The sequence below is a fragment of the Halotia branconii CENA392 genome (assembly GCF_029953635.1).
GTDB lineage: Bacteria > Cyanobacteriota > Cyanobacteriia > Cyanobacteriales > Nostocaceae > Halotia > Halotia branconii.
The window spans coordinates 411,898-435,328 of record NZ_CP124543.1 but is presented as its reverse complement, the minus strand read 5'-3'; the positions used below and the strand labels follow the sequence as shown (position 1 = coordinate 435,328).

At 40.5% G+C, this 23,431-nt stretch carries 24 protein-coding genes and 1 tRNA gene; 9 read left to right on the top strand and 16 right to left on the bottom strand.

What is annotated here, in order from left to right:
• Positions 1 to 93: 93 nt before the first annotated feature.
• Positions 94 to 480 carry a nuclear transport factor 2 family protein gene (locus QI031_RS01940; protein ID WP_343217880.1) on the top strand — a complete coding sequence of 129 codons (387 nt, stop codon included), beginning with the start codon at positions 94 to 96 and terminating at the stop codon, positions 478 to 480.
• Positions 481 to 507: 27 nt separating this feature from the next.
• On the opposite strand, the gene QI031_RS01935 is transcribed toward QI031_RS01940, so the two are convergent.
• Positions 508 to 714: a glycogen debranching protein gene (locus QI031_RS01935; protein ID WP_281483552.1), complete on the bottom strand. Its 207-nt coding sequence runs from the start codon at positions 712 to 714 to the stop codon at positions 508 to 510.
• A 60-nt stretch (positions 715 to 774) separates the two neighbouring features.
• On the opposite strand from QI031_RS01935, the gene QI031_RS01930 reads away from it, so the two are divergent.
• Positions 775 to 951, top strand: coding sequence for a hypothetical protein (locus tag QI031_RS01930; protein ID WP_281483551.1), 177 nt, complete (start codon positions 775 to 777; stop codon positions 949 to 951).
• Here QI031_RS01930 and QI031_RS01925 read toward each other — a convergent pair.
• From QI031_RS01925 to QI031_RS01895, 7 genes are all read right to left on the bottom strand, one after another.
• Positions 948 to 2,144, bottom strand: coding sequence for a peptidoglycan-binding protein (locus QI031_RS01925; RefSeq protein ID WP_281483550.1), 1,197 nt, complete (start codon positions 2,142 to 2,144; stop codon positions 948 to 950). The two genes, QI031_RS01930 and QI031_RS01925, sit on opposite strands and share 4 nt — an antisense overlap.
• 322 nt (positions 2,145 to 2,466) lie before the next feature.
• Positions 2,467 to 3,537, bottom strand: coding sequence for a DMT family transporter (locus QI031_RS01920; RefSeq protein ID WP_281483549.1), 1,071 nt, complete (start codon positions 3,535 to 3,537; stop codon positions 2,467 to 2,469).
• Between the two features lie 210 nt (positions 3,538 to 3,747).
• Complete coding sequence (locus QI031_RS01915) at positions 3,748 to 3,921, bottom strand: type II toxin-antitoxin system VapC family toxin (RefSeq protein ID WP_281483548.1); 174 nt, start codon at positions 3,919 to 3,921, stop codon at positions 3,748 to 3,750.
• Between the two features lie 6 nt (positions 3,922 to 3,927).
• On the bottom strand, positions 3,928 to 4,167 hold the full coding sequence (locus QI031_RS01910; protein ID WP_281483547.1) for a type II toxin-antitoxin system VapC family toxin: 240 nt from the start codon (positions 4,165 to 4,167) through the stop codon (positions 3,928 to 3,930).
• Entirely contained in the window at positions 4,164 to 4,418 is a 255-nt protein-coding gene (locus tag QI031_RS01905) for a FitA-like ribbon-helix-helix domain-containing protein (protein ID WP_281483546.1), read from the bottom strand. Before QI031_RS01905 ends, QI031_RS01910 begins: the two co-directional genes overlap by 4 nt.
• Positions 4,419 to 4,805: 387 nt before the next feature.
• Positions 4,806 to 5,576, bottom strand: a complete 771-nt coding sequence (locus QI031_RS01900; protein WP_281483545.1) for a Uma2 family endonuclease — start codon at positions 5,574 to 5,576, stop codon at positions 4,806 to 4,808.
• Between the two features lie 153 nt (positions 5,577 to 5,729).
• Positions 5,730 to 6,023: a hypothetical protein gene (locus tag QI031_RS01895; RefSeq protein ID WP_281483544.1), complete on the bottom strand. Its 294-nt coding sequence runs from the start codon at positions 6,021 to 6,023 to the stop codon at positions 5,730 to 5,732.
• Between the two features lie 612 nt (positions 6,024 to 6,635).
• Here QI031_RS01895 and QI031_RS01890 point away from each other — a divergent pair.
• The 3 genes from QI031_RS01890 to QI031_RS01880 all read left to right on the top strand — a co-directional run bounded on the left by QI031_RS01890 (position 6,636) and on the right by QI031_RS01880 (position 9,097).
• Positions 6,636 to 6,833: a hypothetical protein gene (locus QI031_RS01890; RefSeq protein WP_281483543.1), complete on the top strand. Its 198-nt coding sequence runs from the start codon at positions 6,636 to 6,638 to the stop codon at positions 6,831 to 6,833.
• A gap of 39 nt (positions 6,834 to 6,872) precedes the next feature.
• On the top strand, positions 6,873 to 7,652 hold the full coding sequence (locus tag QI031_RS01885) for a serine/threonine protein kinase (RefSeq protein WP_425526002.1): 780 nt from the start codon (positions 6,873 to 6,875) through the stop codon (positions 7,650 to 7,652).
• A gap of 74 nt (positions 7,653 to 7,726) precedes the next feature.
• Complete coding sequence (locus QI031_RS01880) at positions 7,727 to 9,097, top strand: serine/threonine protein kinase (RefSeq protein WP_281483542.1); 1,371 nt, start codon at positions 7,727 to 7,729, stop codon at positions 9,095 to 9,097.
• A gap of 93 nt (positions 9,098 to 9,190) precedes the next feature.
• Here the strand turns inward: QI031_RS01880 and QI031_RS01875 are convergent, their stop codons facing one another.
• Positions 9,191 to 9,418 (bottom strand): type II toxin-antitoxin system VapC family toxin, encoded by a 228-nt coding sequence (locus QI031_RS01875; RefSeq protein ID WP_281483541.1) that lies wholly within the window; start codon positions 9,416 to 9,418, stop codon positions 9,191 to 9,193.
• Positions 9,415 to 9,669: a FitA-like ribbon-helix-helix domain-containing protein gene (locus tag QI031_RS01870; RefSeq protein ID WP_281483540.1), complete on the bottom strand. Its 255-nt coding sequence runs from the start codon at positions 9,667 to 9,669 to the stop codon at positions 9,415 to 9,417. The genes QI031_RS01875 and QI031_RS01870 overlap by 4 nt, the downstream gene beginning before the upstream one ends.
• A gap of 258 nt (positions 9,670 to 9,927) precedes the next feature.
• Between QI031_RS01870 and QI031_RS01865 the strand changes: the two genes are divergently transcribed.
• Both QI031_RS01865 and QI031_RS01860 read left to right on the top strand, forming a co-directional pair.
• Positions 9,928 to 10,188 carry a hypothetical protein gene (locus QI031_RS01865; RefSeq protein WP_281483539.1) on the top strand — a complete coding sequence of 87 codons (261 nt, stop codon included), beginning with the start codon at positions 9,928 to 9,930 and terminating at the stop codon, positions 10,186 to 10,188.
• Positions 10,178 to 10,585: a type II toxin-antitoxin system VapC family toxin gene (locus QI031_RS01860; protein ID WP_281483538.1), complete on the top strand. Its 408-nt coding sequence runs from the start codon at positions 10,178 to 10,180 to the stop codon at positions 10,583 to 10,585. Before QI031_RS01865 ends, QI031_RS01860 begins: the two co-directional genes overlap by 11 nt.
• 627 nt (positions 10,586 to 11,212) lie before the next feature.
• Here QI031_RS01860 and QI031_RS01855 read toward each other — a convergent pair.
• From QI031_RS01855 to QI031_RS01845, 3 genes are all read right to left on the bottom strand, one after another.
• Positions 11,213 to 11,283 (bottom strand) — tRNA-Gly (locus QI031_RS01855).
• A gap of 43 nt (positions 11,284 to 11,326) precedes the next feature.
• Entirely contained in the window at positions 11,327 to 12,838 is a 1,512-nt protein-coding gene (locus QI031_RS01850; RefSeq protein WP_281483537.1) for a hypothetical protein, read from the bottom strand.
• Between the two features lie 66 nt (positions 12,839 to 12,904).
• Positions 12,905 to 16,399, bottom strand: coding sequence for a response regulator (locus QI031_RS01845; RefSeq protein ID WP_281483536.1), 3,495 nt, complete (start codon positions 16,397 to 16,399; stop codon positions 12,905 to 12,907).
• Positions 16,400 to 17,506: 1,107 nt separating this feature from the next.
• On the opposite strand from QI031_RS01845, the gene QI031_RS01840 reads away from it, so the two are divergent.
• Entirely contained in the window at positions 17,507 to 18,145 is a 639-nt protein-coding gene (locus QI031_RS01840; protein ID WP_281483535.1) for a GNAT family N-acetyltransferase, read from the top strand.
• A gap of 816 nt (positions 18,146 to 18,961) precedes the next feature.
• The gene (locus tag QI031_RS01835; RefSeq protein ID WP_281483534.1) at positions 18,962 to 19,516 is read left to right on the top strand and encodes a hypothetical protein; all 555 of its coding nucleotides are present in this window, start codon (positions 18,962 to 18,964) and stop codon (positions 19,514 to 19,516) included.
• Positions 19,517 to 19,719: 203 nt separating this feature from the next.
• Here QI031_RS01835 and QI031_RS01830 read toward each other — a convergent pair whose 3' ends face one another.
• The 3 genes from QI031_RS01830 to QI031_RS01820 form a co-directional block, all read right to left on the bottom strand.
• Positions 19,720 to 20,868, bottom strand: a complete 1,149-nt coding sequence (locus tag QI031_RS01830) for a histidinol-phosphate transaminase (protein ID WP_281483533.1) — start codon at positions 20,866 to 20,868, stop codon at positions 19,720 to 19,722.
• A gap of 177 nt (positions 20,869 to 21,045) precedes the next feature.
• Positions 21,046 to 21,681, bottom strand: coding sequence for a YqiA/YcfP family alpha/beta fold hydrolase (locus tag QI031_RS01825; protein ID WP_281483532.1), 636 nt, complete (start codon positions 21,679 to 21,681; stop codon positions 21,046 to 21,048).
• Positions 21,682 to 21,746: 65 nt separating this feature from the next.
• Positions 21,747 to 23,084 (bottom strand): FecR domain-containing protein, encoded by a 1,338-nt coding sequence (locus QI031_RS01820; protein WP_281483531.1) that lies wholly within the window; start codon positions 23,082 to 23,084, stop codon positions 21,747 to 21,749.
• Between the last annotated feature and the right edge of the window lie 347 nt (positions 23,085 to 23,431).

Sequence of the window (23,431 nt, the reverse complement as noted above, 5' to 3'; positions counted from 1 at the left end):
AGGATCTTGTCGTTCACGAAAAACGGTATGAATAACTTCATTGAAAAATAAAAAGTTATTAGATAATAGATAAATCTCTGATTATGATTTACTATTACCATGACATCTGAAATTTTAGCCGCTAATACAGCTTTTTATCGAGCTTTTGAAAAAAAAGATATTGAGGCTATGAGTGCTGTATGGTCACAAGGAACTGGTAGTTTTTGTATTCATCCAGGACGTAATGTCATACGAGGTTGGAAAGATATTCGTATTTCTTGGGAACAGATATTTAAAAGTACCGCTTACATAGAAATTAACACCGATATAATTACTACAGAAGTAAGCGATCGCACTGGTTATGTGGTACTAAGAGAAAATCTATTGCAAGTCATTGGGGGTAAAAAGATGGAAGCACAATCAATGGCGACGAATATATTTCAACTTTTGGGGGGTAAGTGGTATTTGGTTCATCATCATGGTAGTCCAATTATGCGGTAAGAGCGATCGCAGCGATACTACAAAAACTCAATCAAGTTTTAAAGCATTAACAGGAACTTCATCCCAAGAATTGACTGTCCGCAATTGTGCTACCCAACCAGTTGATTTTTGAATTTCAGTCAGATTTTGTTGAAAAGATTCATGACAATCTTTGGCTTGAGACTCATCACAACAGGCAATACAGGCATGAATCATGCCAGACGGATCAATTTGCTCATTTACCCAAATGGTCATAGAGTATCCTCTAAAAAAGCGATGATTAAAATTCTATAGCTGACGATATTGTATTTCACAATGGAGTTACTCACTACCATTCTGGTGTGGCTGGGTGCGATTATCTTGCTCACCGGATTTATTTTCATTACTGGTTTTGAGCGCAGTCAATTAGTTAATATGGTAAATTGGTCTACTCGACCCTTGTGGAAGCGAATTGTTGGACGGGTAGTTCTCTTCTTGCAATTGCAACTTTAGCTGATTTCGTCATCTTGCCAGATATCTGTTTCAGTAGCTTCCGGTAGACTTGGTTGAGTCAGCAAACCACGCATTTTATTCATCTGATTTAGAGCATACTTTGCTGTTGATTGCACTTCAGCATCTGGGTCTTCTAGGGCGTGGCTCAAAAGTTGGTTCATTTGACTCATCATGTCATACACGCGAGTCAGATCACGAATAGCATTTTGCCGCACTTGTGGACTTTCGTCTTGCATTGAAATTGCTAAAGCCCGGTTTAACGGTTTGAGTATACGAACGTTGATTTCTGCTAAAGCTGCCAAAATTAAACTACGTTCTTGAGAGTCTGCATCAACCATCAAATTTACCAGTGGCTGAATCGCCCGCGAATCTCCTTGTTGACTCAAGCTCCAAATAGCCTTACGCCGCTTTTTAGGATCATTACTGCGTAAATCCTGAATCAACTCTTCAACGACATTGACTTTAGGTATGCGAGAAGTTTTTTCTAGTGGCAGTAGTGTTGTAGGAGTTGATGCTTTTGCTGTTTCTGGATTGATCACAGATGCAGTATTTTCCTGTTGAATTGGTATGTTGTGCAACTTTTGTAAAGGCGGTGTCACAAAGTCTTCTTTTGCTGGACTTAAAGCTTTCATTTCTGAAGTTGGCAATTGTTGTACTTGTTTTTGCTGACGAAACCATTTCATCAAAAACAAGAATGCGCCAATACTTCCTAAAATTCCTAAGCCAAACAAAGACCACCAGATAAAGCCTTTTTGAGCTGGTTGGGGTGTAATACTGGCAGTTGGTTGGGGCGTTGGGGTAAAAGGGTCAATTACCAAAGAGTTGACAGGCTGAAATTTTGCTGCCATAGCTGCTCGTAGATTGCGTTTAGTCGCTAAATCTGCTATGCCATCTACTCTTTTTAAATTCTTGGCTTTTTGAAATTTAGCTACAGCAGTTTGTGTACTTGGAGTGTATTTTCCATCTACTGAGCCACTGTAGTATCCTAATTTCTGCAATTGAGTTTGCAGCACTTTTACATCTAAACCTTGACTACCAAGTTTAAGGACACCTGACTGGGTAGGTACTTTAGAACTAGCTTGGGCAATTGTTAGCGGTAATAAGTTAGGGTTAGCTATGCTTGCGCGACTTGGGTAAAATCCCAGGCAAGTAAAACAGGTAAATATTAAAACTGAGGAATAGCATTGCCTCATATTGGAAGTTGCAGCCTGAATGTGCTTTTTAAGTCATGGATATCACAATAACTTTAAGCTGACCAAATGTTAACGTTTAGTGTGACACAAAAATATGGGGCATGGGGCATTGGTAATGGGGCATGGAGAAGAGGACAAGGGGCAGGGGGCAGGGGGCAAGGGGGATGAAGAAAAATTACCTCTTTCTCTCCGAAGTTGCTCTACTTGGGGAAACCCCAAGACCGCACTTCTCTCCTTGTCTCCCTGCTCCCTGCTCCCCTGCTTCTTCTGCTCCCCTGCCTACACTCACTCGACAATTTTGGGTTGGCAGACTACTAGTGAGTTAGGGTGAGATTTCTGGTTCTGATTCTCTTAACGATAAGGTTACGGGGTTTGACTTTTTAGCAGATGCTTCTAAAACTGTTGGCTGCTGTGTAGTTGTGTTTTCCTCGACACTCGCTATGTTTTGCTTTCCTGACAAAGTATCACGCTGATTGATGAGATAGATACTAATTAAAGTCAAGAAAACTCCCGTCCACTGTAACGAACTAAGTACTTCGCTGAGGAAGAGATTGCCAAATAGTAGGGCAAAAACTGGTGTAAGGAAGGTCAGAGAACTGAGACTAGTAAGACTACCACTAGAGGCAAAATAGAAAAATAATCCGTAGGCGATCGCACTACCAAAGATTGTCGCATAACTCAAAGCTATCCAATCAGCAGCTACGAGATTTTGCCATTGCTGCGACTCTAAAACTGATGAGATTCCCCATAATGGCAATCCGCCAATAATCATGTGCCATCCTGTAGCTGTTACAGGATCTGTATATTTGCATACAAACCGGATTAAAACTGTTCCCACTGCCATTGATAGCGCCGCTAACAGCATTAACCATTCACCACTAGCAAATAAATCTTGCCAGTTGCCTACTGTGGCATTTACACCTGAGTCGAAAAAATGCAAAATCCACTCATCTGGTAAGCCAATTAAACTAATACCTGTGACTCCCAATCCTAACCCCAGCCATCCCCAAAAACCGATGTGTTCTTGAAATAGCCACAACGACAGCAAAGCCACAGCCAAGGGTTGAGAATCAATCATCACTGAACCTAATCCAGCACTGGTTCTCACTAATCCCTCAGCCAAAAAGCCTTGAAACAGCGTTCCATCTACCAAGGCAAATAAGGTAATCCACAACCATGCAGCCCAACCCTGAGGCTGGGATCTATCCATTAATGCGGCTACAATCAGAATTAATACACCCGCTGGCAACAGGCGGACACCTGCCATAAATAAGGGTGTGGTGTGGGGTATTACTCCTTTCATCGCTACCATTGCCGTTCCCCACAGGAAAAAGGGGGCAATTAATAGTAGGGGTGCGAAGGGAAGTCGGAATGCACTGAGTTTCAGTTGCATGGATTTGATGAGACCTTTAATTAACAACCGCAGAGATTACTTTACACAATTTTACCTAATTGTGACTTTTTGTGTTTGCAAAGGTCTATCTTTGAAAGAGAAATAAAGAATACTCAGTGCGATCGCCAGATTAGCTACACAAGTTTTACAAAATTAGGCTCAGGCTCCCCAGACTTTATTGTGTGAAAATTGGTGTCATACACCTCGCTTTTAAATATTCTCCACCCACAGCAGATTATTGACGTAAGTAGTGTTTTGCAATGCATTGTAAAATTTTTCATCTGCTGTCACTATTTGGCATTGTTGCGTTACAGCAACAGCTAAGTATAAACTGTCATACACTGCGCGATCGCTCTGGAGGGCAATATCTAAAGCAAGCGGCATCAATGGCTAAGATAAGCAAATTTCTACAGGAATTGCATTTAAATCTGCCAAAGTTTGTCTTGCATTCTCAGCAGTATCTTCGCCGCGATGTACTCGTTTCCAAAAAACATTTGCTACTTCTGCGAAAAAAAAATCTGGAACTAAAAAAATATGATTATTTGCCAGTAGAAGCCTAGCTGCATCAGAGTGGATTTCAGGAACAAACCATTTTATAGCAACACTGGCATCTAAAACATATCGGCTCACCGTTCTCTATCCTCACGGATGAGTTCAGTACTATCACTGAAAGTTTTTCCTGCATATCTTACCTGAGCGCGTGCTAATGCTTCTCTAGCTTTTTCCATATCGCCGCCACTGTGGTAGTGTGTTTGTTTTTCAGTTGCTTGTTGCAGAATATATTTTAATTCCTCTTGCAAAGATCTACCGTGTTGTTTGGCAAGAGTTTCTAATCTTTGAAGAATCAAGGGGTCTAAATTTTCCACTAAGATTTGAGCCATAATTTCAGGTTTGTTAGTGATAAGCCTATTCTAAACTTCGATTTAGCAATTTTTATGTTCTCAAATTTTGTTATGTCTCGCCCTCGACGTGAACTTAAATCAGGCTTCTGTTATCAGATTACTAACCGTTGCAATAATCGAGAATTTTAGTTTCCGACTTGCGGGCAAAATCAATTGCTACAGCAATTAAAGTCGCAGAAAGACCTAGACTAACGAGTTTGGAATCAAGGAGTTTCTAAAAACTTGCCAGTGTTATGGGTGCGTTCTGGTCTTTTGAGTCTTTTGCCATTGATCGTTTGTAGAGTGAAACCTGTTATTAGGAGTATAAGCGATCGCTACTTACAAAAGAATATTTAATGAATGGTTTAAACAAGTTTTAATGAGATATTAGGCTTCTGGTTCAACGCCGAGAGCGCGCAATTGTGCTGTCAGGCGTTCATTTTTTTGACGTTCTTGTTCGGCTCTTTCCTCACCAGTCAACAATAAGTTACCTTGCAAATCCCACCAGCGTAACCAAGGCAGTTCTGCATTCTGATATTCTCCTTGCCAAATGCCTAACTCAACTCCCAAAGGTGTGATAGGATAATGCCCGCGCTCATTTGTTGGTAACAGCTGATATTGTCCGCCAATAAATTCATAAACTTCCACACTGGCTTTGTTGACTTCATAAATGCCATAAAAAGGAGGACGAATCACCTGCTCATAAATCCAAAATTTCCCCTTCCAAGGAGTTTTATCTCGTTCTTCCCTACCATCTCCAGAAACAAACTCCAAAGCAATCAATGGGGCGATGTGTTCTCGCCAAAATACATAGGAACGTCGCGTTTGTCCATCAAGTAAGGGCGGTACATTTCCTGCATAGAACCAATCTGGTGCTTCTGCGCCTTTCTCCGGGGGATCAGTTAAGCGCCAGTAAATCCCTAAGTCCTGACCGATACAATATTGACCATCAGGATGTAATTGCTTTAAGACAGGGGTGATTGAGTCAGTTAGTAAAATGCTTTGCGGATGTTCTTGCCAATTTTTCGCGCCAGTTCGCACAACGGGGGATGCCCCCGCAAGCGACTGGCTTACAAATCTACCATCCGACTCTGGTAGCTGCGTATGATCTGGAAAAGGGGTAAGTTCGTCGGTTGCTGGATTGGTTGCATAGGTCATAATATTACCTTTGCACTGGATAAGGGTTGTTTTTTAGTTTAGCAATAGAAGGAGAAAAAGGCGATCGCTCTTAATATCTAACACCCGATGCTAAAAAATATACAACTAAAAAACCCCCAGCGATATTGGATAACTGGAGGTTTTTGACTTTGGTTATTGCGTTAAAATCTGACGGATTAAAATACTCATCACTTCATTAGGGTTTTCGGTTGGTATTAGTTGACTCCAATCTCCGACATTTGCATAACCAATTACCTGCAAAAAGTGAATTGTACTGGTGACGGCTTTGGGAGAACCAATCAATAAGTGTTTAATTTGTTCTCTTTTAGGCGATGAATTTTGAGCAGATTTGAGAGTGGGTGCGTCGAAGTCTTCACTAGGCAAATATTGTTCTGACTGTACTTGAGAGAAATTTTGATTATCGTCGAAATTTTGCACTTGTGTCATGATGATAATTGACTCCTACTATGGGGTTTAAAGAAAGGCGATCGCAGACTCTTCCCGGAGGGCGATCGCCTTTCTCATATCTAAATAGTAAAGTATAATTTTATACTTATCAACTACTAATTAAGAAAATAATGAGGAGAAGGCTTTGCTTAGAAAAGAATAATATCCGTTCTTTTATCTCTACCTTATTGCTTAATCAATAAAGTCAAATTTAGTAAGCATCAGCACAATTTACTTGCGGAAAACACCAAAATGAGTAAGCAAACTGGGGTTTGAGAAAGTAAAACCTTCTTTCGCTTGCGGAAAACACCAAAATGAGTAAGTAAAGTGGGATTTGAGAAAGTAAAACCTTCTTTCGCTTGCGGAAAACACCAAAATGAAAAAGCAAACTGGGGTTTGAGAAAGTAAAAAGAACTTTTACTTTCTCATTTCAGTAGATCGCGTATTCATTTCAAAAGATTTTGTAAACAAACCGCAGTTTATTTAAAAATTTCAGTAAATCGCGCATTCATTTGGGCAGTTAGGCGATCGCATTAGTTCCACAAAGCTAAACTCAAGTTATTAAGTCTTTCTTGTGTAAGAATTAATCTAAGCATTTTGGGAGTTGCAAACGTGGCTTGGATAGCTGGCGATCGCTTGCAAGGTGGAAAGTACACCATTGAAAGAGAATTAGGAAGAGGACGCTTTGGCATTACTTATTTGGTAAGAAATAGGAATGGCGATCGCTTGGTCATCAAAACCTTAAATGATGACTTGCTAACGTCTTTAAGTCAGTCAGAACGTGATCGCCTAGAGACGATGTTTTGGTAAGAGGCGGTAAAGCTTAGTCGGTGTAAGCATAAACATATAGTGCAGGTTGCCGAACCTTTCAAAGAAGGAGAGCATTGGTGTTTGGTAATGGAGTATGTAAATGAAGTGAGTTTGGCTGACTTGCGTCCACCAACACTTTCAGAACCAGATGCACTACATTACATTCAGCAAATTGGAGAAGCGCTGATAGTTGTACATGAAAATGAATTGATTCATCGAGATGTGCATCCGGGAAATATCTTGTTACGGAATCGAGAAGGACAGCTAGAAGCAGTACTAATCGATTTTGGTTTAGCTCTGGACTTTGACCATATTTTAACTACAAGCCGAACCAAGGAAACGTCTGATGGATTTACGCCTCCTGAACTTTACGCTAGAAATACTATAACTCGTGCGTGTAGTGATATTTATTCACTAGCAGCTACTCTGTATAAACTTCTGACGGGGAGAACACCTGTGGATGCAGTCAAGCGCAAAGTGGACGGTGAACATTTAGTGTCTCCAAAAGAATGGAATCCTCAGATTAGCGATCGCACAAACCACGCAATTTTAGCAGGTATGAAGCTAGTACCAAAAGAGCGCCCTCAATCAATGCGGGAATGGCTTGATTTATTGGGATTAACTGCGGAAACTCCTCAGCTTGTGACAACTATACCCCCTCAGCCCAGCCCAATCAATTGGACAAATGTTATAGCTGCGATCGCTGCTTTTGGAGGTCTACTTGCAGGTATCGGAGCTATGGCTGGCTGGTTCAATCTCTCTCCGTCTCATAGTCCACCCTCAGTATCTCCTAGTCCATCATCTACCAAAACACCGTAGAATTAGCTAAACTTTCATTAGGATGCTGGCATTAAAGTAATTTTTTAAGTCTTTTCTTTGATTTAGAGGTATTCATGCCCTGGATAGCAAGACAACAATTGCAAAGTGGCAAATATGTAATTGATACAGTCCTGGGACAAGGGGGATTTGGCATTACTTATAAGGCATTGCATGTTGAGCTAAATCGCCCAGTTGTAGTTAAAACACCTAATGAATATCTCAGCCATGATCCAGAGTATGACAAGTACATAGAGAGATTTATTGAAGAAGGGCGAATATTAGCACGATTATCTCAAGACCCTCATCCTCACATTGTTGGAGTAATTGACCTATTTAAAGAAAGTGCTACCTACTGCTTGGTAATGGACTTTGTTGAGGGAGAAAATTTATTTGAAGCGGTGAGGCGTAGGGGGGCTTTACCAGAAGCGGAGATTTTACCTTGCATTTGCCAGATTGGAGAAGCTTTAAGTGTAGTGCATCAAGCAGGGTTAGTACACCGAGATGCCCACCCTGGAAACATTATGTTGCGGAGAAATGGCAAAGCGGTTTTAATTGACTTTGGAATCGCTAAAGAACTGTTGCCTCAAACTTTGAGTTCAAAGGGAATTGCAGGTAATGAATGGTTTGCGCCTTATGAACAGATGGTTAGGGAAAGTCGGGGAAGTCGGAAACCAACGGTTGATGTTTACTGTGTGGCTGCTACACTCTATTATGCAGTAACAGGTCAACGCCCTACAACTTCGCTGGCTCGCAAGCTCAATAATGATTTCTTGAAATCACCTAAACATATTAATCCGATCATTAGCGATGAATTAAATCAAGCAATTCTTAAGGGTATGGCGCTGGAGGCAAAAGACCGCCCTCAGTCAATGCAGGCATGGTTGGCAATGTTAGAAGCACCAAAAACAACACCTCCACCACCTGTTGAGTCAGTTCATAGAAAAGAAGTTGTTCTTTCCAAAGCCAAGCCAAACTCAGAGGTAATTCTAGGTGAACCAGCTACTAAATTACCTAGAATTATTCCCTGGGGCTGGTTAATTGGTGTATTATTAAGCTACCTATTGATAGCCTGCTTGTTAAGTGAGTCTAACGCTCCGTACATAGTTTGGGCTTTGGTTGTGGCTGTGGCTTTGACTTGGGCTGGGTTTATGGCTATGACTAGCGCATGGGCTTTGTTTCTAGCTTTGGCTGGGGTTTGGGCTTGGACTGTGGCTTACTTTGTGTCTTTTGTTGGGGCTGTGGCTTTGGCTAAGGCTGTGGATTGGGCTAGGTTTATGGATTGGGCTGGGTTGATAGCTTGGGAATGGTCTGCGGCTTGGATTGTGGCTTGGGTTGTGGCTGTAGCTGGAGATAAATTACTAAAATCTTTTAGCAAGTTTGATGCTTGTCTGATTTTGGCTGTCACTTCTGGTGTAGGGTTAGGTTTAGAATGGCTATTACGCTAGTGGGTTTTTAATAGACATACACATCTTTATGAAGTTTTAAAGGCTAATTAATAAAGAATTTTGTATTAGTTACATTCTGTGGAAAAACAATGTCTAAGGACAAGTAGCTGCGTGTCTATCTGCCAAAGTTTGCTTTGCATTATCTGCCTTATCTTCGCCGCGACGTACTCGTTTCCACAAGACATTTGCTATTTCTGCAAAGAAAAAGTCTGGCACAAAAAAAGTATGGTTACTTGCTAGTAAACGCCTAGCTGCATCAGAGTGAACTTCAGGCACAAACCATTTTATGGCAATACTCGCATCTAAAATATATCGGCTCACCGTTCTCTATCCTCGTGGATGAGTTCGGTACTGTCACTGAGAGTTTTGCCTGCATATCTTATCTGAACGCGTGCTACTGCTTCTCTAGCTTTTTCCATATCGCTGCCAGTGTGGTAATGTATCCCTACTTCGCTAGCTTGTTGCAGGATGTGTTTTAATTCGTCTTGCAAAGATCTTCCGTGTTGTTTAGCGAGAGTTTCTAACTTTTCTAGAATTAAGGGATCTAAATTCTTAATGAGGATTTGAGCCATATTTCAGGGTTGTTTAATTGCATCTATTTGGGATTTTAACCTAAGCTTTTATTTCAACACTAAGCGATCGCAACTTTCTAAGTATTCTCCACCCATAAATGGTGCGATCGTGTTGGCGTAGCCTCTCGTAAAGAAGGGAAGGAGAATCGCCATTAACAATTTGCAAGGCAATTTCTGATGAACCAATCACCTCAGCGTAAAAGTATCACCCCAAAAAATGAGCAAAAATAGAACTATCACTCTATGACGAGGTAGATTATGGGTAAAGAAGAACAGTTGCTTGAAGGCTGGCGAGAACTCACACCTGAAAAGCAACAAAAAGTTTTGGAGTTTGTGGAAGCGTTGAAATTTGAATCAGACGCAACAGCAGTTAATACAGAATATATTCCCCAAACGCCTTTAGCTAAGAAGCTGTGGGAAATTCGTACTCGAGCGATCGCCTCTGGAATACAATTACTTAACGAAGCAGAAATTGAACAAGAGCTTGCTGAACGTCGGGGCGGATACCGTGAATCGTAATAAGACTTACATCGACTCTGGGGTTCTCATCACTGCTTTTAGGGGTATTCACTCAACCAGCATTCGAGCAAATAGCATTCTCAATGACGTAAATCGGGAATTTGTGTCGAGCCAATTTGTCAAGTTAGAAGTACTGCCCAAAGCAATTTATAACCAACAGAAAGATGAAACAGAGTTTTACGAAACTTTCTTTAGCGCTATTAGCTATTGGGCAACAGACTCGGAGCAAATTACACAAGATGCTTATCAACTTGCCTGTATCCACGGTTTAGCTGCGATAGATGCACTTCATGTTGCCGCTGCCCTCTCGCTCAAGGCTGATGAATTGATTACTACTGAAAAGTCAACCAAACCAATGCATCGAGTTACAGCTATTCAAATTATCTTAATATACTAGCTAGGTAAATAAATCAAGTCGCAAGTCGCAAGTATTAAATCAAGCCACCCACTTCACGCGGTGGGGTTTTTACCTCCCTCCAGATACAAGGAATGTTTCGCGCCACTGGCGGGCGTAAAGCCTACGGCATAGCTTCGCTTAGAGCGCAGCGGGACGAAGTCCGGTTTTGAACCTTCAGTTTTTGATAAACTGATATCTACATTAAAATAGCCCGCCAAGGCTTCTGCTTGAGTTTTACTAATGGTGCGATCGCAAAGCGTCTTTGTTCGCGCAGCGTCCCGTAATACCATTTCACGAAATTATTGATACAAATTACTTTTCTTACTCCCCCTGCCTCCGGTCACTGAGCGACTTGTGCCGAGCGAAGTCGAGGTAAGCCGAAGTGCTGTTTCCCCTGCTTCCCCAAATGTATCAACTTTAAATTGAAACGGTATAACCTCGTAGAGGCGATCGCGTCACGTCAAACGTTACTATACATTTCAAGTGATAAATTTTGACATTACCCAAGCGATCGCTCATTCATAAAAAACTAGAATAGAGTGACAATAGAACAAATATACTGCAAAAAGATTATTGTAAAAAACAAAAAAGCCCTCGCAATGTTTAGCTTACAAGGGCTTTTACCTAAGCGGGCGGCGGGAATCGAACCCGCATTAATAGCTTGGAAGGCTATAGTTTTACCACTAAACTACGCCCGCAAACCCTGTAAGTATAACATAGCTTTTGCGAAAATTCAAGCACCTAGTTAGAGTTAACAGGCTTAATAGTGACTTTTATAAAAATATTGCTCGTTGGTGGTTTTGTGCCATCTTGATTATGGGCTGGCATGAAGTTTTCATTACTGAACAGCTCATTGATAACTTTCTCATATAAAATTTTCTCACTTTGTGGTTTTGTTGGCTCTATCTCTAGGATTTCAACCTGTTGAAACTTGCCATTTTCATCAATTACTAAGCTAGTTAATAACTGTGCAGGCTGAATTTCAGAATCCCCAGGAAGAAAACTAGAATCTAATGTTTTTCTATTGTTTCCTTGATATTTAGCTAAAACATCAGGTAAATCATTGTGTCTCAATCTGCCTTCTTGTATTAGTTGAAGTACTTCGTTTTTAGATAAAGGAGTTACGATCGCTATTGATCCTCCTTGTCTTGGAACGCGAGAACTTTCCCCAGTAGGTGTAGATGTAGTCTCTTTTCCTGGAATCCGAGAACTTTCTCCAGTGGGTGTAGATGCAGTTTCCTCTCCTGGAACGCGAGAACTTTCTCCAGTGGGTGTAGATGTAGTCTCCTTTCCTGGAATCCGAGAACTTTCTCCAGTGGGTGTAGGTGTAGTTTCCTCTCCTGGAATCCGAGAATTTTCTCCAGTGGGTGTAGGTGTAGTTTCCTCTCCTGGAATCCGAGAATTTTCTCCAGTGGGTGTAGGTGTAGTTTCCTCTCCTGGAATCCGAGAATTTTCTCCAGTGAGTGTAGATGTAGTTTCCTCTCCTGGAATCCGAGAACTTTCTCCAGTGAGTGTAGATGTAGTTTCCTCTCCTGGAATCCGAGAACTTTCTCCAGTGAGTGTAGATGTAGTTTCCTCGCCGGGAATGCCAGGAATCTGTTCTTGCTCAGTTTCAGGTCTTCTTGTTTGTTCTGATGGTACTGATAAAACACCTGTTGGTAGTGGCTTTCCTCTTCCCAGTTTGATTTCCTGACGGCGGTTCCAAGGAAGATCGCCGACTGGAATTGTTGATGTTGGTGTGGGTGTTGGCGTAGAAACTATTTTTTGAGGAAATAATGGAGTATTAGCTTGAGAAACTTCAGTTTTGCTACTCCTGTCCTCTGCCCCCTGCTCCCTGCCCCCTGCTCCCTTGCCTCTTGGTGGTTGAGAAACTTCAGTTTTGCTACTGTTGAGTGTTGTATCCTCAGAACTTACAACATCAGAAGTCTGATTTTTAGGCGTGGTTTGCGTTGTTTTTGGTAAACGTGATGGTACAGACTGTTGGGAAGCTTTTGATGGTTTAGGTGTAACTTTTTTAACCGTTAATTTTGGTTTAGCTTGAGAAGAAATTTCTACAAATTCAATAGGAACCACAGCTTGGCTTTGCTGTGGAAACCACGGTCTAAAAATATTAGATGAGCGTATAAACCAGAAAGCCAGCAAATGCAAGGAAACTGAACTTATGGCTACAACAATCCACAAACTTGGTGGGTCAGTATGTCGCCTCCAGGTTTTGTCTGAAATGGGTGTTTTGTCTGCAACCGATGTCGTCATATTAAATTTCAAACCAGAAATGATTCGGTGCTATAGCTGCTAATGATTAAAGATCTAGTTTAAATTTTAGCGATTAACCATTAATTCTGGTGTGACAACAAAGGTGAGAACTGTTTCATCCACTCCTTTAAGCTTTAATGGGCTGCCTTTGGTAATTTCTTCGTCTTGCAAATAATCTGCTACAGCAGCAGAAACCAGAATAGTACCGGGAATAGCGGCAGATTGTAATCTGGCAGCAATATTTACACTAGGGCCAATGGCTGTATAATCAGCACGTTCAGCGCTACCGAACATACCTACAACTGCTGTACCTTGGTGAATACCACAGCGGAACTGTACGCCACTGAGTCCATCAGAGTCAAATATACCTTGGTCGCGCCAACGTTGATTTAATACAGCAAGTGAACCTTGCATTGCTCTTGCTGTATTCACAGCACGACGTGCCTGTTCATTGGGGGTAAGTTCTTCTGGCGCTCCATATAAAGCTAAAATAGCATCTCCCATAAATTTATCTACAGTACCACCATTGTCAAATACAGCTTTGGTCATTGCTTCTAAATATTCATTTAGCAATTCTGCTACTCGTCGAGATCTAAGTGTGTTTGCTAGCTGAGTAAAACCAACGATATCGCTAAATAAAACTGTAATTAAACGCGGTTCTGGGCGTAAATCTAAGGTCAAATCTCCAGTTGCGGCTTTCTGCACTAATGCAGAAGGCAAAAAGCGCTTGAGTACCGATTCTGTCAGGTAAGTATTTAGTTCCAAAACTCGTCGTTCATTTGCTTTTAGAGCTAACAGATTCCTAACTTCTGCTAGAAGTTCGCGATCGTTAAATGGTTTTGCTAAATAAGCATCTGCGCCATGTTCTGTACTTTCGATGCGAGTTTCTTCGTCAACTTTCGCTGTCAGTAAAATTACTGGGATTCCTTGCAATTTTTCTTGATTACGTATCATCCGAATCATTTCTAGCCCTGTTACCAAAGGCATCATCAAGTCAGTAACAATTAAGCTGGGTAAAAATTCCTGAGCTATTTTGAACCCTTCATCACCATTCCGAGCTGTCCAGACTTGATAGCCATTACTGCGGAGGATATCAGATACATAAGTTCGCAAATCTGGATTGTCGTCTACAACTAAAATGGAATGTTGAGCGTCAGAGTTAGGTATTAAGTCTTTTTTAGTAATATTTTCAATATCATCTATGGTTAGCTCTACTAGTTCTAAATCAGCCAATTCCACGCTAGCGCGACTTGTATTCAGTTCAACAGGAGTTTCTAGAACTTGTTGTGTAGGTAAATGAGAATTTCCTGTAAGCAGCCATAAAGTAAAAGTAGTACCTTCACCGTAAACTGATTCTACAGTTACTTTGCCGCCATGCAATTCTACTAATTCTTTGACTAAAGCCAAACCTAAACCACTGCCTTCATAAGAGCGATTTTCTGAACCTTCAGCTTGGCGGAAACGCTCAAATAAGTGGGGAATCTGTTCCTGAACAATACCAATTCCTGTGTCTTTTATTTGCAATATGCAATAATTTTCTGCGGCTTGAAGTTTGATGCTGATTGTGCCTCTTTCAGGAGTAAACTTCATGGCATTTGACAGTAGGTTATAAACTACTTTGTCAAACTTTTCCATATCCAAATAGACAGTAGGACATTCGTCCATCTCAGTGACGAGGTGTAACTCCTTTTTTTCACAGTAGGGGCGAAACGACTCAACAATTTGGCTGATAAATTCGACTAAATCACAAGGACGAAAATTAGGTTGCATCCTTCCAGCATCGAGACGTTGTAGATCTAGTAGTTGGTTTACCAGTCTTAGTAGACGGCGGGAGTTACGTAGAGCGATCGCACTTTGGGCGTAAGATAATCCTTCACCAGAACCTACTGCGGACTCTAAAGGCCCTTGAATTAGAGTTATGGGAGTACGAAACTCATGGGAAATATTTTGAAAAAATTCAGTTTTTTGTTTGTCTAGTTGTAATAAACGTTCGGCTTGCTCACGAGTTTTTTGATACAGGCGTGATTGTTGTACAGCGATCGCAGCTTGAGCTGCTACTGCTTTAGCCAACTCAATATCAGATGTTAGCCATTGTCTTGCTTTGTTGCCTTCCCGCAGAGTAATACTACCAATGCATTTGCCATCAGCCAATAAAGGGACAACCATCAGCGATCGCGCTGGCATTTTCCCAGGCAAATCAAACCCCTTAATTGCTGAGGAATAATCGCTCATATCAGTAATAATTACTGGCTCATGTGTTCGCAAAATCTCTTGCAGAATGGAATTTTCTTTTATCGGTGCTTGAGAGTGAGGTAATTCTAAAGTTACGAAATCATGATTGCTAGTTAAATTTTTATCCTGGGCTGAGAGTTGGGTATTCTCAAAATATTGAGAACTATCATATAAACCCACGCAATGGGCAAACTCATCTTCTTCTGTCCACAAAGACAATACACAGCCATCGAGCTGTAAAGCTTGTCCTAGTTGGTGAGTAATAGCTGCAAAAATATCTTCAGGATCTAGACTAGAGCGAATCGCAGTAGTAATTGTATTAATTAGACCCTCTCGCTTGGCAAGGGCGCGTACCTGCTCGTATGCATAAGCTTGAGACAAAGCTAAAGCAGCCTGATCAGCTACCATCAGCACTAATTGCACTTCCTCCTTACCCCAAATGCGTGGCTGGTAACATTGGTGCAACGCCAGTACTGCCATCAATTCTTGTTGACAAATCAAAGGTACAACTAAACTAGAGCAGATGTTAGCGGTAGTGAAAGCTGCTACTCTTTGTAGTAATTCAGGCGTTTCACCGAGTAGGCGATCGTCACCTGCTACCTCATGAATTATTTGAACTTCGCGAGTTTCCCAGACTGTTTGAGCTAGTAAAGAAGAAGAAGGGAAAATAGATGTAAGAGATGTTGCTTCCCCATCTTCCTCATCTCCTTCTACGACCTCTTTGTAAGCTCTTTGGTAAATGAATCCTTCATCTACCAACTGTTCATCTTGAAAGGGACGTAAAAGGCAAACATCTACCTCCAACATGTGACCAACTGTATCGACAATTGCTTGCAGAATTTGCCGATAGTCCAAGGCACTGCGAATTGTATTTGTAACAGTATTTAACAGTGATTCCTGGCGTAGTGTACGCGTTAGTTCGCGGGTACGGGCTTTAAGGACATTGTGGGTATCTAAAGCTTGGCGTACAACGCCTTTAAGCTCCTCTGCTTCCCACGGTTTAGTTACATATTTAAATACCTTACCAGCATTGATTGCTTCCACTAAGTCTTCGACATCAGTGTAGCCAGTTAAAATAATTCGGATAATATCGGGATATTGAGTAGCTGTCAGGCTCAAAAATTCTGTACCGCTCATAATTGGCATTCGTTGATCAGAGATGATCACCGAAACCTCTCCCTCTTTTGCCAACAAATCCAGTGCTGCGGGGCCAGAGGTTGCCCTCAACACCTGATAGTCGCGATAAAAGGTGCGGTAAAGCAAATCAAGGTTGTCTGGTTCATCATCAACAACCAAAATTTTGGGCTTACTGTTTACTTGGGATTTCATGCACCGCTTTCCTGCTGCAACGGCAGTTGGGTAAAGAATAATCTGATCTCTAGGGAATGTTTCTGAGTCAGGTAAGAGCAGAGCATTTCGGCAAATAAGGCTGTTTGATTACATGACTGCTGAGTGTAGAAGCATTTACTCACAGTGATTGGCCTCAATGGCTTGTACAGCTTGTCAATTGCTTTATTACAGAGCAATTGAGATCACAATCAGATTCCGTTTTATGGAGCTGGTGCTTGCTTGCCAAATCTCTCCTCACTTGTGACGATAACTTTTCAATAATATATACAGCCCTTAAGGCTGGCTGAAGAAACCAGATAAAGCTGCATATTAAGTTTTCCCGTTGCAACTGTTGCACTAACACTTGTAGGTGAATTTTATTTATGGCATTCATTGGTAAAATCAGCAATATAACAACAATATGATTTAAAGCCAAAGTATACTATTAGACAAGTACCTCTTGCCAATTTAGCAACTAGAGATATGAATGGCATGTTTCTAAGTGACATGGGCTGGCAAATTGGGTATTTTTACCCCAAATATTTAGATTTTTCTGAAACTGAGTGAATTACTGAGTCAGAGAAACTGGTATTAGTGTAACGGTAATTTCAGAAATTACTCAGTACTGCAACTGAGAACGTTTAAAATTGATTAGATACCGGATGTTAAAAAAAATAATCAGCTTCATGGATATCAGTCGAGAGGCAAGGGGTCGCAAATCAGAGGAGCCTAAATCTAAAAGCGATAGGTTAGGGCAAAGACACCTCATTTCTAGATGCGTCAGCAATAGAAATAAATCTTCCATATATCTTTATGAATCAAGAGGATTTTTTGGATGCGATTTTATTAACAGGAGCAGAACGGCTAGTAGCGATATCGTCCATCTCTGTGATGCTTAGAAAATCAAAAAGTACTCCTAATGTTCTTGAAAAGAGACTTGTAGATTTTTGAAGTGCAACTCACGAAAACTCGAACTAATTTTTGTAACTTTAGCTTTGCTTTGCTGAACCAAGTACTAAATTTTAATGTTACTGTAATTTCAATGTTTCAGGCTAATTTAAGCTTTAATATAGCTTATACGATGTTTTAGGATATTTGAGAAGATTTTTGTTGAATTTAATCAATACTGAACTAACATTGACATCCTGGTTTTTTGATCCAAATTACCAAGAGCGCGTGGCAGCTGCCGAACAAGCTCCTTGCAAATTCCAAATTCGTGCAGCTACACCTGCTGATTTTAATGATATCGCTCAAATCATTGCTGAAAGCTTTCATTCCCAAGATGGTTTATGGGGATGGGCTTTTCCACTACTACGTTTGGGAATTTACGAAGACCTGAGACATCGCCTATTATCGCCAGCACCCCATCATGTTTGTTTAGTAGCTGTTGATATTACTGGTTTGACGAATCAGTTAATAGGAACTGTAGAACTAGGTGTGCGTTTTACTGATTCGTGGATACAAGTTGGCAAAAGTTTTCCTTATCTTTCTAATTTAGCTGTTCATCCTAAATATCGTAGGCATGGTGTGGCTTCAGGACTACTCACTAGCTGTCAACAACTCTCCCAAGAATGGGGATTTCACAACTTGTATTTACATGTTTTGGAAAATAATTATCAGGCACGACAACTTTATTTTAAGCTGGGATATAAGGTAGATAAAGTAGAATCTAATTGGAATCCTTTCTTTATTAGGCGTTCTCGGCAGATATTACTAAATAAGCATTTAAGTACTAAGTCAATCTGACAATAAATTAAAAGTCATGTTTTCAAAACACTAAGCTTAACTAAAAGTTAGTCCATATAAATAATTTTACATCGTTAATTCACTTAATAATCTCACATAATGATGAACTATACGGCATTTCTTTGAAGCTGATATCTTTTAAAATCCTTAATTGAAGTTGGTTAAGCTATCGAAGTGATCTTTTGTGATAGACCTTCAGCATCTTTATATAAAAATCAGGACTTACACAAGGATTACAATTTTACGTCATTACGTTCGCTCTTAGCGTTCCCGCAGGGTGCAAAGCGATAGCTACGTTCTGCACGAAGTGTCCCGCAGGGTAGTAATCGCAAAGGCTTATTTTTCATTACTAGTGCGTAAGTCCTAAAAATAATTACAAAATATAAATAATATAATATGTTCGTATTTTTTTGTTAATCCATAACATGTTATATGCATTTATTTAAATGTCTAAAAATATAAATTTTTCAAAGGATTAGGAATAAACTAAAAATATAATTATTCAGTAAAAATACGCTTGCCCAAAGGCGGTACTCATCGGAACTTTGTATTTAAGATATTCATCTTTATAAAAACTTTAAAAAAATTTAAGTTTAATTTGGAGACAAATGCAGTTAGATCTCATAAAATATAATTATTCAATACAATAATAATTGCTCAAATTACTTTGGGAATGCCTACTTATTTCTATCATTAGTTAAGTTGACCAAATTTGTTTTGATGAGAAGGCAAATTAAAAACCTAGTTTAATTTAATAGCAATTCCTCTTTAGTTAAGTGCATAAAACTACCAAATTACTTAAAAATTTAAGAAAACATGGATAGCGAAAAGCGCCGACGCTATCAAACTGCTATGGTATCAACTTATTATCCTGATACAAGTTTCCTTAATCGTCTTGTCATGCCAGATGTAACTGAGCAATCACCTGGCCCGGATATACTTACAACATTGCATAGTGGAAAGGTTTTCATCGTCAATAGTCGTAAACGTAATGGGTTAATACTTTTTAAGCGCTACCATGCAGAATTTGCTGGCCCAGGAGCAGCTGTTGGCGGAGATTACGATTATGATTGCCAAAGGGCTTTATCTATAGGAAATCTGCATTTATCGACTCCCGAATCTTATGAGGAGCGCCAAAAGGCTTACTTGATTAGGCGACAGTGGATTCGGTTGATTAAACAAATTACAGAAAACCCTATTCCTCAACAGAGAGTACAGAAAATTCTGGATCAATTTGAACAATACTTTCCGCCAGAAATTGTGGCTAACCTGCCTGATTCTGCCTTTGCTCTTTTAGTTGGTGTACTACCACAAACCGTAGGATTAGTTCGTCGTTTGGGCAACGAGGTCAACTGTAGGCTTAACTACTAGCTATAGGAATCCGGTTTGATTTGGTGAAATTACTTGCGTGGTGCGCGTTCGCAAAGCCTCTCGCAGAGAAGCGCAGCGCAAGCGCGATAGGCGGGGAACGGGAAACAAGGCTCTTTGAGGTGTACTGAATTTTTTCAAAAATCAAATATCAGTCCTAATGTATTAATAAGTGTGTTAATTTAACTTGAAATAATAAATAAAATTTAAGATTTCAGGTTTGCCAAAACAGCTTGTATTCGATTCAGAGTGTGATCGTTTTCCTCAGGTGTACCAACTGTAATTCGCAATCCTCCGCTAATTTCGCGTACAACAGTACCGAGTTGCTTAAGTTGTGAGTGGAGATTTTTCACAGTAGTATCTTTTGGATGAAAGCTATTTGATTCCAAACGCAGGAAAATGAAGTTAGCATTGCTGGGCGTGAGTTGTAACATTGAGTATTCTGATAAAGCTTTGGTCAGCTTGGTGCGTTCATTCAGGATTTGAGGAATTGACTCAAGCAAAGTTTGGCGATTTTGTAAAGCCACTAAAGCTGCAATGATTGAAAAGCTGGGAAGATTATAAGGTAAACGGATTTTTTCTAAAATAGCGATCGCTTCTGGATGAGCAACACAATAGCCGACTCGAAGAGCAGCTAACCGGAAAGCCTTAGAAAAAGTACGTAATATTACCCAATTCGGATGCTGTGCTAATTCTCCTACTAAGGTATTTTGGCTAAATTCAAAATAAGCTTCATCAATCACTACCAAAATCTGCTCACTTAGACTTCTTAACCACGCCAACTCTGCCGCAGTCAGAGCATTAGCAGTAGGAGAATTAGGATGCACGACAAAAACTACTCGAATTGGAGGATTTTGAGTTTGTTCTATGGCAGATTGGGCAGCTTTTAAATCAATTTCAAAATTTTCTTCATTTCTACCCACCCCTACAACAGGAATCCCCAAAGTTTTTGCCAAAATTCCGTACATTGAGAAAGTGGGATTGGCAACTAAAATTGCACCTTCTCCCCCTAAACAAGTAGCGATTAATAAAGAGCGAATTAGTTCATCTGAACCATTGCCGACAGAAATATTCGCAGCAGTAAAAGAAGATGGTAACAGAGCCGCTGACTCATTTACATATTCAGCGATCGCATCTTTGAGTGTCTCATGTCCACCATCGGGATAACGATTTGTTTCAATGACTTGCTGATATGTCCAGGCTAACTTTTCTTTTAAATTAAAAGGCAAATCATAGGGGCTTTCATTCGTATCCAGCCGATCAAGTTGCATGGAAACTGGCTCGGCGTTATTACTACTGGGGTGAGGTTTGTAAGCTGTGAATTGAGCTAAGTCCGAACGAATAAAGGGAAGCATAATAATTAATTGTCAGTTGTCAGTTGTCAGTTGTCAGCGATGCACTGAGTTTCGACTACGCGGCAGTTGAGCGAAGTCGAAACTCAACTACCGCGTAGTCGAAGGGTTGTCAGTTGTTTGTGTTTGATTACTGACTTGGCTTAAGAACATTAGTTTAGAATTTCATATTTTATAGCTTCAAGGTAACTGACAAAAGAGGCAAATTGCTTGCCAAATTTCTTGTGTGACATTACCCAAACTATGATCACTGTCGAGTTCGACTAATTCTACCCAAGGACGCAAGCGCGCAAAGTTACGACTGGCTGTAATTGGGATAACTTCGTCTTGTTTGCCATGCAAAATTAAAGTGGGAATAGGACGCTGTAAGATTTTCTCTTGGTATTGAGTCGCATCTGTTACGAAATTGTAACTTAGAGGCAGCGATCGCCCTTCCCCATAGTGGTAAATCATCAGTTGCTTTTCTTGTTGCCAACGCTGTAACTCTTCATCTCCTAATTTAGGCAACCAATGGGATAAAAAGCCAAAAGCTGGTGCTAGTAGTACGAGGCGTTGTACTTGCGGGTATTTTTGCCCTAAATAAGCAGAGATTAAACCACCCAAACTTGAACCAATTAGCGTTATAGGTACAGAATCATTCGGAAACTCTAATGCAACTTGAGTTAGCTGACGAGTAATAGTCAATTGAAAAAAGTTACCAGCATTCAAATCAGGAATTTTTAGTTTTGTCTGAATTTTAGCAAAGCGATCGCCTATATCTTGAGCTTTGGCAGATTTAGGACTGGAAGCAAAGCCGTGGAGATAAATGTATTGCAAGACTGTAGATAGTTAGTGATAAGTGCTGATAAAAATCTTTTTTGGTTGCACTATTTTGGCATGATTTAAGGGGCTGGGGCCGGTTCTGGAGTTGGGACTGGGGCTGGTTCTGGAGTTGGCTCTGGTTCTGGGGTTGGCTCTGGTTCTGGGGTTGGCTCTGGTTCTGGAGTTGGCTCTGGTTCTGGAGTTGGCTCTGGTTCTGGGGTTGGCTCTGGTTCTGGAGTTGGTTCTGGTTCTGGGGTTGGAGTTGGCTCTGGAGTTGGTTCTGGTTCTGGAGTTGGAGTTGGCTCTGGTTCTGGGGTTGGAGTTGGCTCTGGAGTTGGTTCTGGTTCTGGAGTTGGAGTTGGCTCTGGTTCTGGGGTTGGAGTTGGCTCTGGTTCTGGGGTTGGTAATGGTTTAGGCTGTGGCTGTGGTTCTGGTTCTGGTGTTGGAGTTGGTTCCGGCGATGGGGTTTTACTAAAATCACTATCAACTTTATTGTTTTGGGTATCAACGTTGCTATCGTTGCTACTATCAGCATCATTCACAGTTGTATTAATATCATTTGACAGTACTTGTCCTGTTTCTTGCAAGTCGCCTACTGAAGAATTGTTTTTGATGGAACCTGTGGAAGAATTATCTGTGTTATCGGAGTTTGAGGAACTAGTAGACAACTTTAAAAAAGACGGATTTTCAATTACTCCTTTACCAGTTACTGGTGACTGTGCTGCAACAGCTGCGGCGGTTTCAGTTTGAACGCTAGCGATCGCTTGATCTGTTGTTGATGAAACACTTTGTCTAGTTAAATCTAGTCCCTGAACTAGATCGCTTGTTTCATAAAAATTTCTCAAATCAAAATTATATAAGCCTTGAAATTTGCCCTCCACTATAACCATCAGTTGTCCTGCTTTTAACACCTGATTTTGAGAGGCTTCTTGGTTAGCAACTTGAATGCCGCTATTTGTCAACGCCCCTACAATTGTGGTGTCTGTTTGTTGGTCGTAGCGCACAAATAAAGCTGAACCGCGAATTGCTGCTGCGGCGTTCGGTGTTTGTATACGTGTTTGTCCTCTTCCAGGTGGAATAAGCAGCAGCACAGTTCCATTTGATAATCTAAAATTCCGAGTTTTGGGTAAGAATCGAAATATTGCCTGTTCCCCAATCCTTGCTAAAGAGCCATCGTTAAAGCGCAAATCTGCCAAAGAAGCCCGACCGGTAGAAAGTCCATCCCCAGGAATCATGGTATCTAATTTGCGAGCTGGTCGTCTCTTTTTAGTATTTTTGGGAATAAATTGTACTAAGTTGCGAAGATTTTGAATTTCAGCGCGAGTTAGAGGAGTGAGAGCATTTGCTTGATGTGATAAAGGCAGAACCATCAAACCCGATAAACCAATAGCCAAAAGTGGGAACAATTTAGCAGACATAGTTTCAATACTCAGAAAATTTAATTTATACCAAACTGGCTAAACCCATTTCTCTATGAAGGTGTGCATAATTTGCCCGTGTATACAAGCTTTGTTTATGAACTACTAGCTTTATTCTGTTTATACAGTAGTACTAAGCATCAGTGTATAAAACACCTTCACATAGAATTGGTAGAATGTTAAACCTTTGATTTGGTTAATTTTATAGCCAGACTTTAAGTAAATTCCTTGGTGATTTTTACAGGAAGATTTTCATAAGCTAAACTTATTATTTTATTAAGTTAAGATATTTGCATCAACTAATGAAACCAAACTTCTATAGTATAGAGAGTCTACGTGATGAATCA

Coding starts and splice junctions, on each gene's coding strand:
- QI031_RS01845 (WP_281483536.1), bottom strand. CDS start 16,399: ATGAAATCCCAAGTAAACAGTAAGCCCAAAATTTTGGTTGTTGATGAT.
- QI031_RS01900 (WP_281483545.1), bottom strand. CDS start 5,576: ATGACCTATGCAACCAATCCAGCAACCGACGAACTTACCCCTTTTCCA.
- QI031_RS01905 (WP_281483546.1), bottom strand. CDS start 4,418: ATGGCTCAAATCTTAGTGGAAAATTTAGACCCCTTGATTCTTCAAAGA.
- QI031_RS01925 (WP_281483550.1), bottom strand. CDS start 2,144: ATGAGGCAATGCTATTCCTCAGTTTTAATATTTACCTGTTTTACTTGC.
- QI031_RS01930 (WP_281483551.1), top strand. CDS start 775: ATGGAGTTACTCACTACCATTCTGGTGTGGCTGGGTGCGATTATCTTG.
- QI031_RS01850 (WP_281483537.1), bottom strand. CDS start 12,838: ATGACGACATCGGTTGCAGACAAAACACCCATTTCAGACAAAACCTGG.
- QI031_RS01935 (WP_281483552.1), bottom strand. CDS start 714: ATGACCATTTGGGTAAATGAGCAAATTGATCCGTCTGGCATGATTCAT.
- QI031_RS01920 (WP_281483549.1), bottom strand. CDS start 3,537: ATGCAACTGAAACTCAGTGCATTCCGACTTCCCTTCGCACCCCTACTA.
- QI031_RS01865 (WP_281483539.1), top strand. CDS start 9,928: ATGGGTAAAGAAGAACAGTTGCTTGAAGGCTGGCGAGAACTCACACCT.
- QI031_RS01820 (WP_281483531.1), bottom strand. CDS start 23,084: ATGTCTGCTAAATTGTTCCCACTTTTGGCTATTGGTTTATCGGGTTTG.
- QI031_RS01915 (WP_281483548.1), bottom strand. CDS start 3,921: ATGCCGCTTGCTTTAGATATTGCCCTCCAGAGCGATCGCGCAGTGTAT.
- QI031_RS01830 (WP_281483533.1), bottom strand. CDS start 20,868: ATGCTTCCCTTTATTCGTTCGGACTTAGCTCAATTCACAGCTTACAAA.
- QI031_RS01870 (WP_281483540.1), bottom strand. CDS start 9,669: ATGGCTCAAATCCTCATTAAGAATTTAGATCCCTTAATTCTAGAAAAG.
- QI031_RS01835 (WP_281483534.1), top strand. CDS start 18,962: ATGGATAGCGAAAAGCGCCGACGCTATCAAACTGCTATGGTATCAACT.
- QI031_RS01880 (WP_281483542.1), top strand. CDS start 7,727: ATGCCCTGGATAGCAAGACAACAATTGCAAAGTGGCAAATATGTAATT.
- QI031_RS01895 (WP_281483544.1), bottom strand. CDS start 6,023: ATGACACAAGTGCAAAATTTCGACGATAATCAAAATTTCTCTCAAGTA.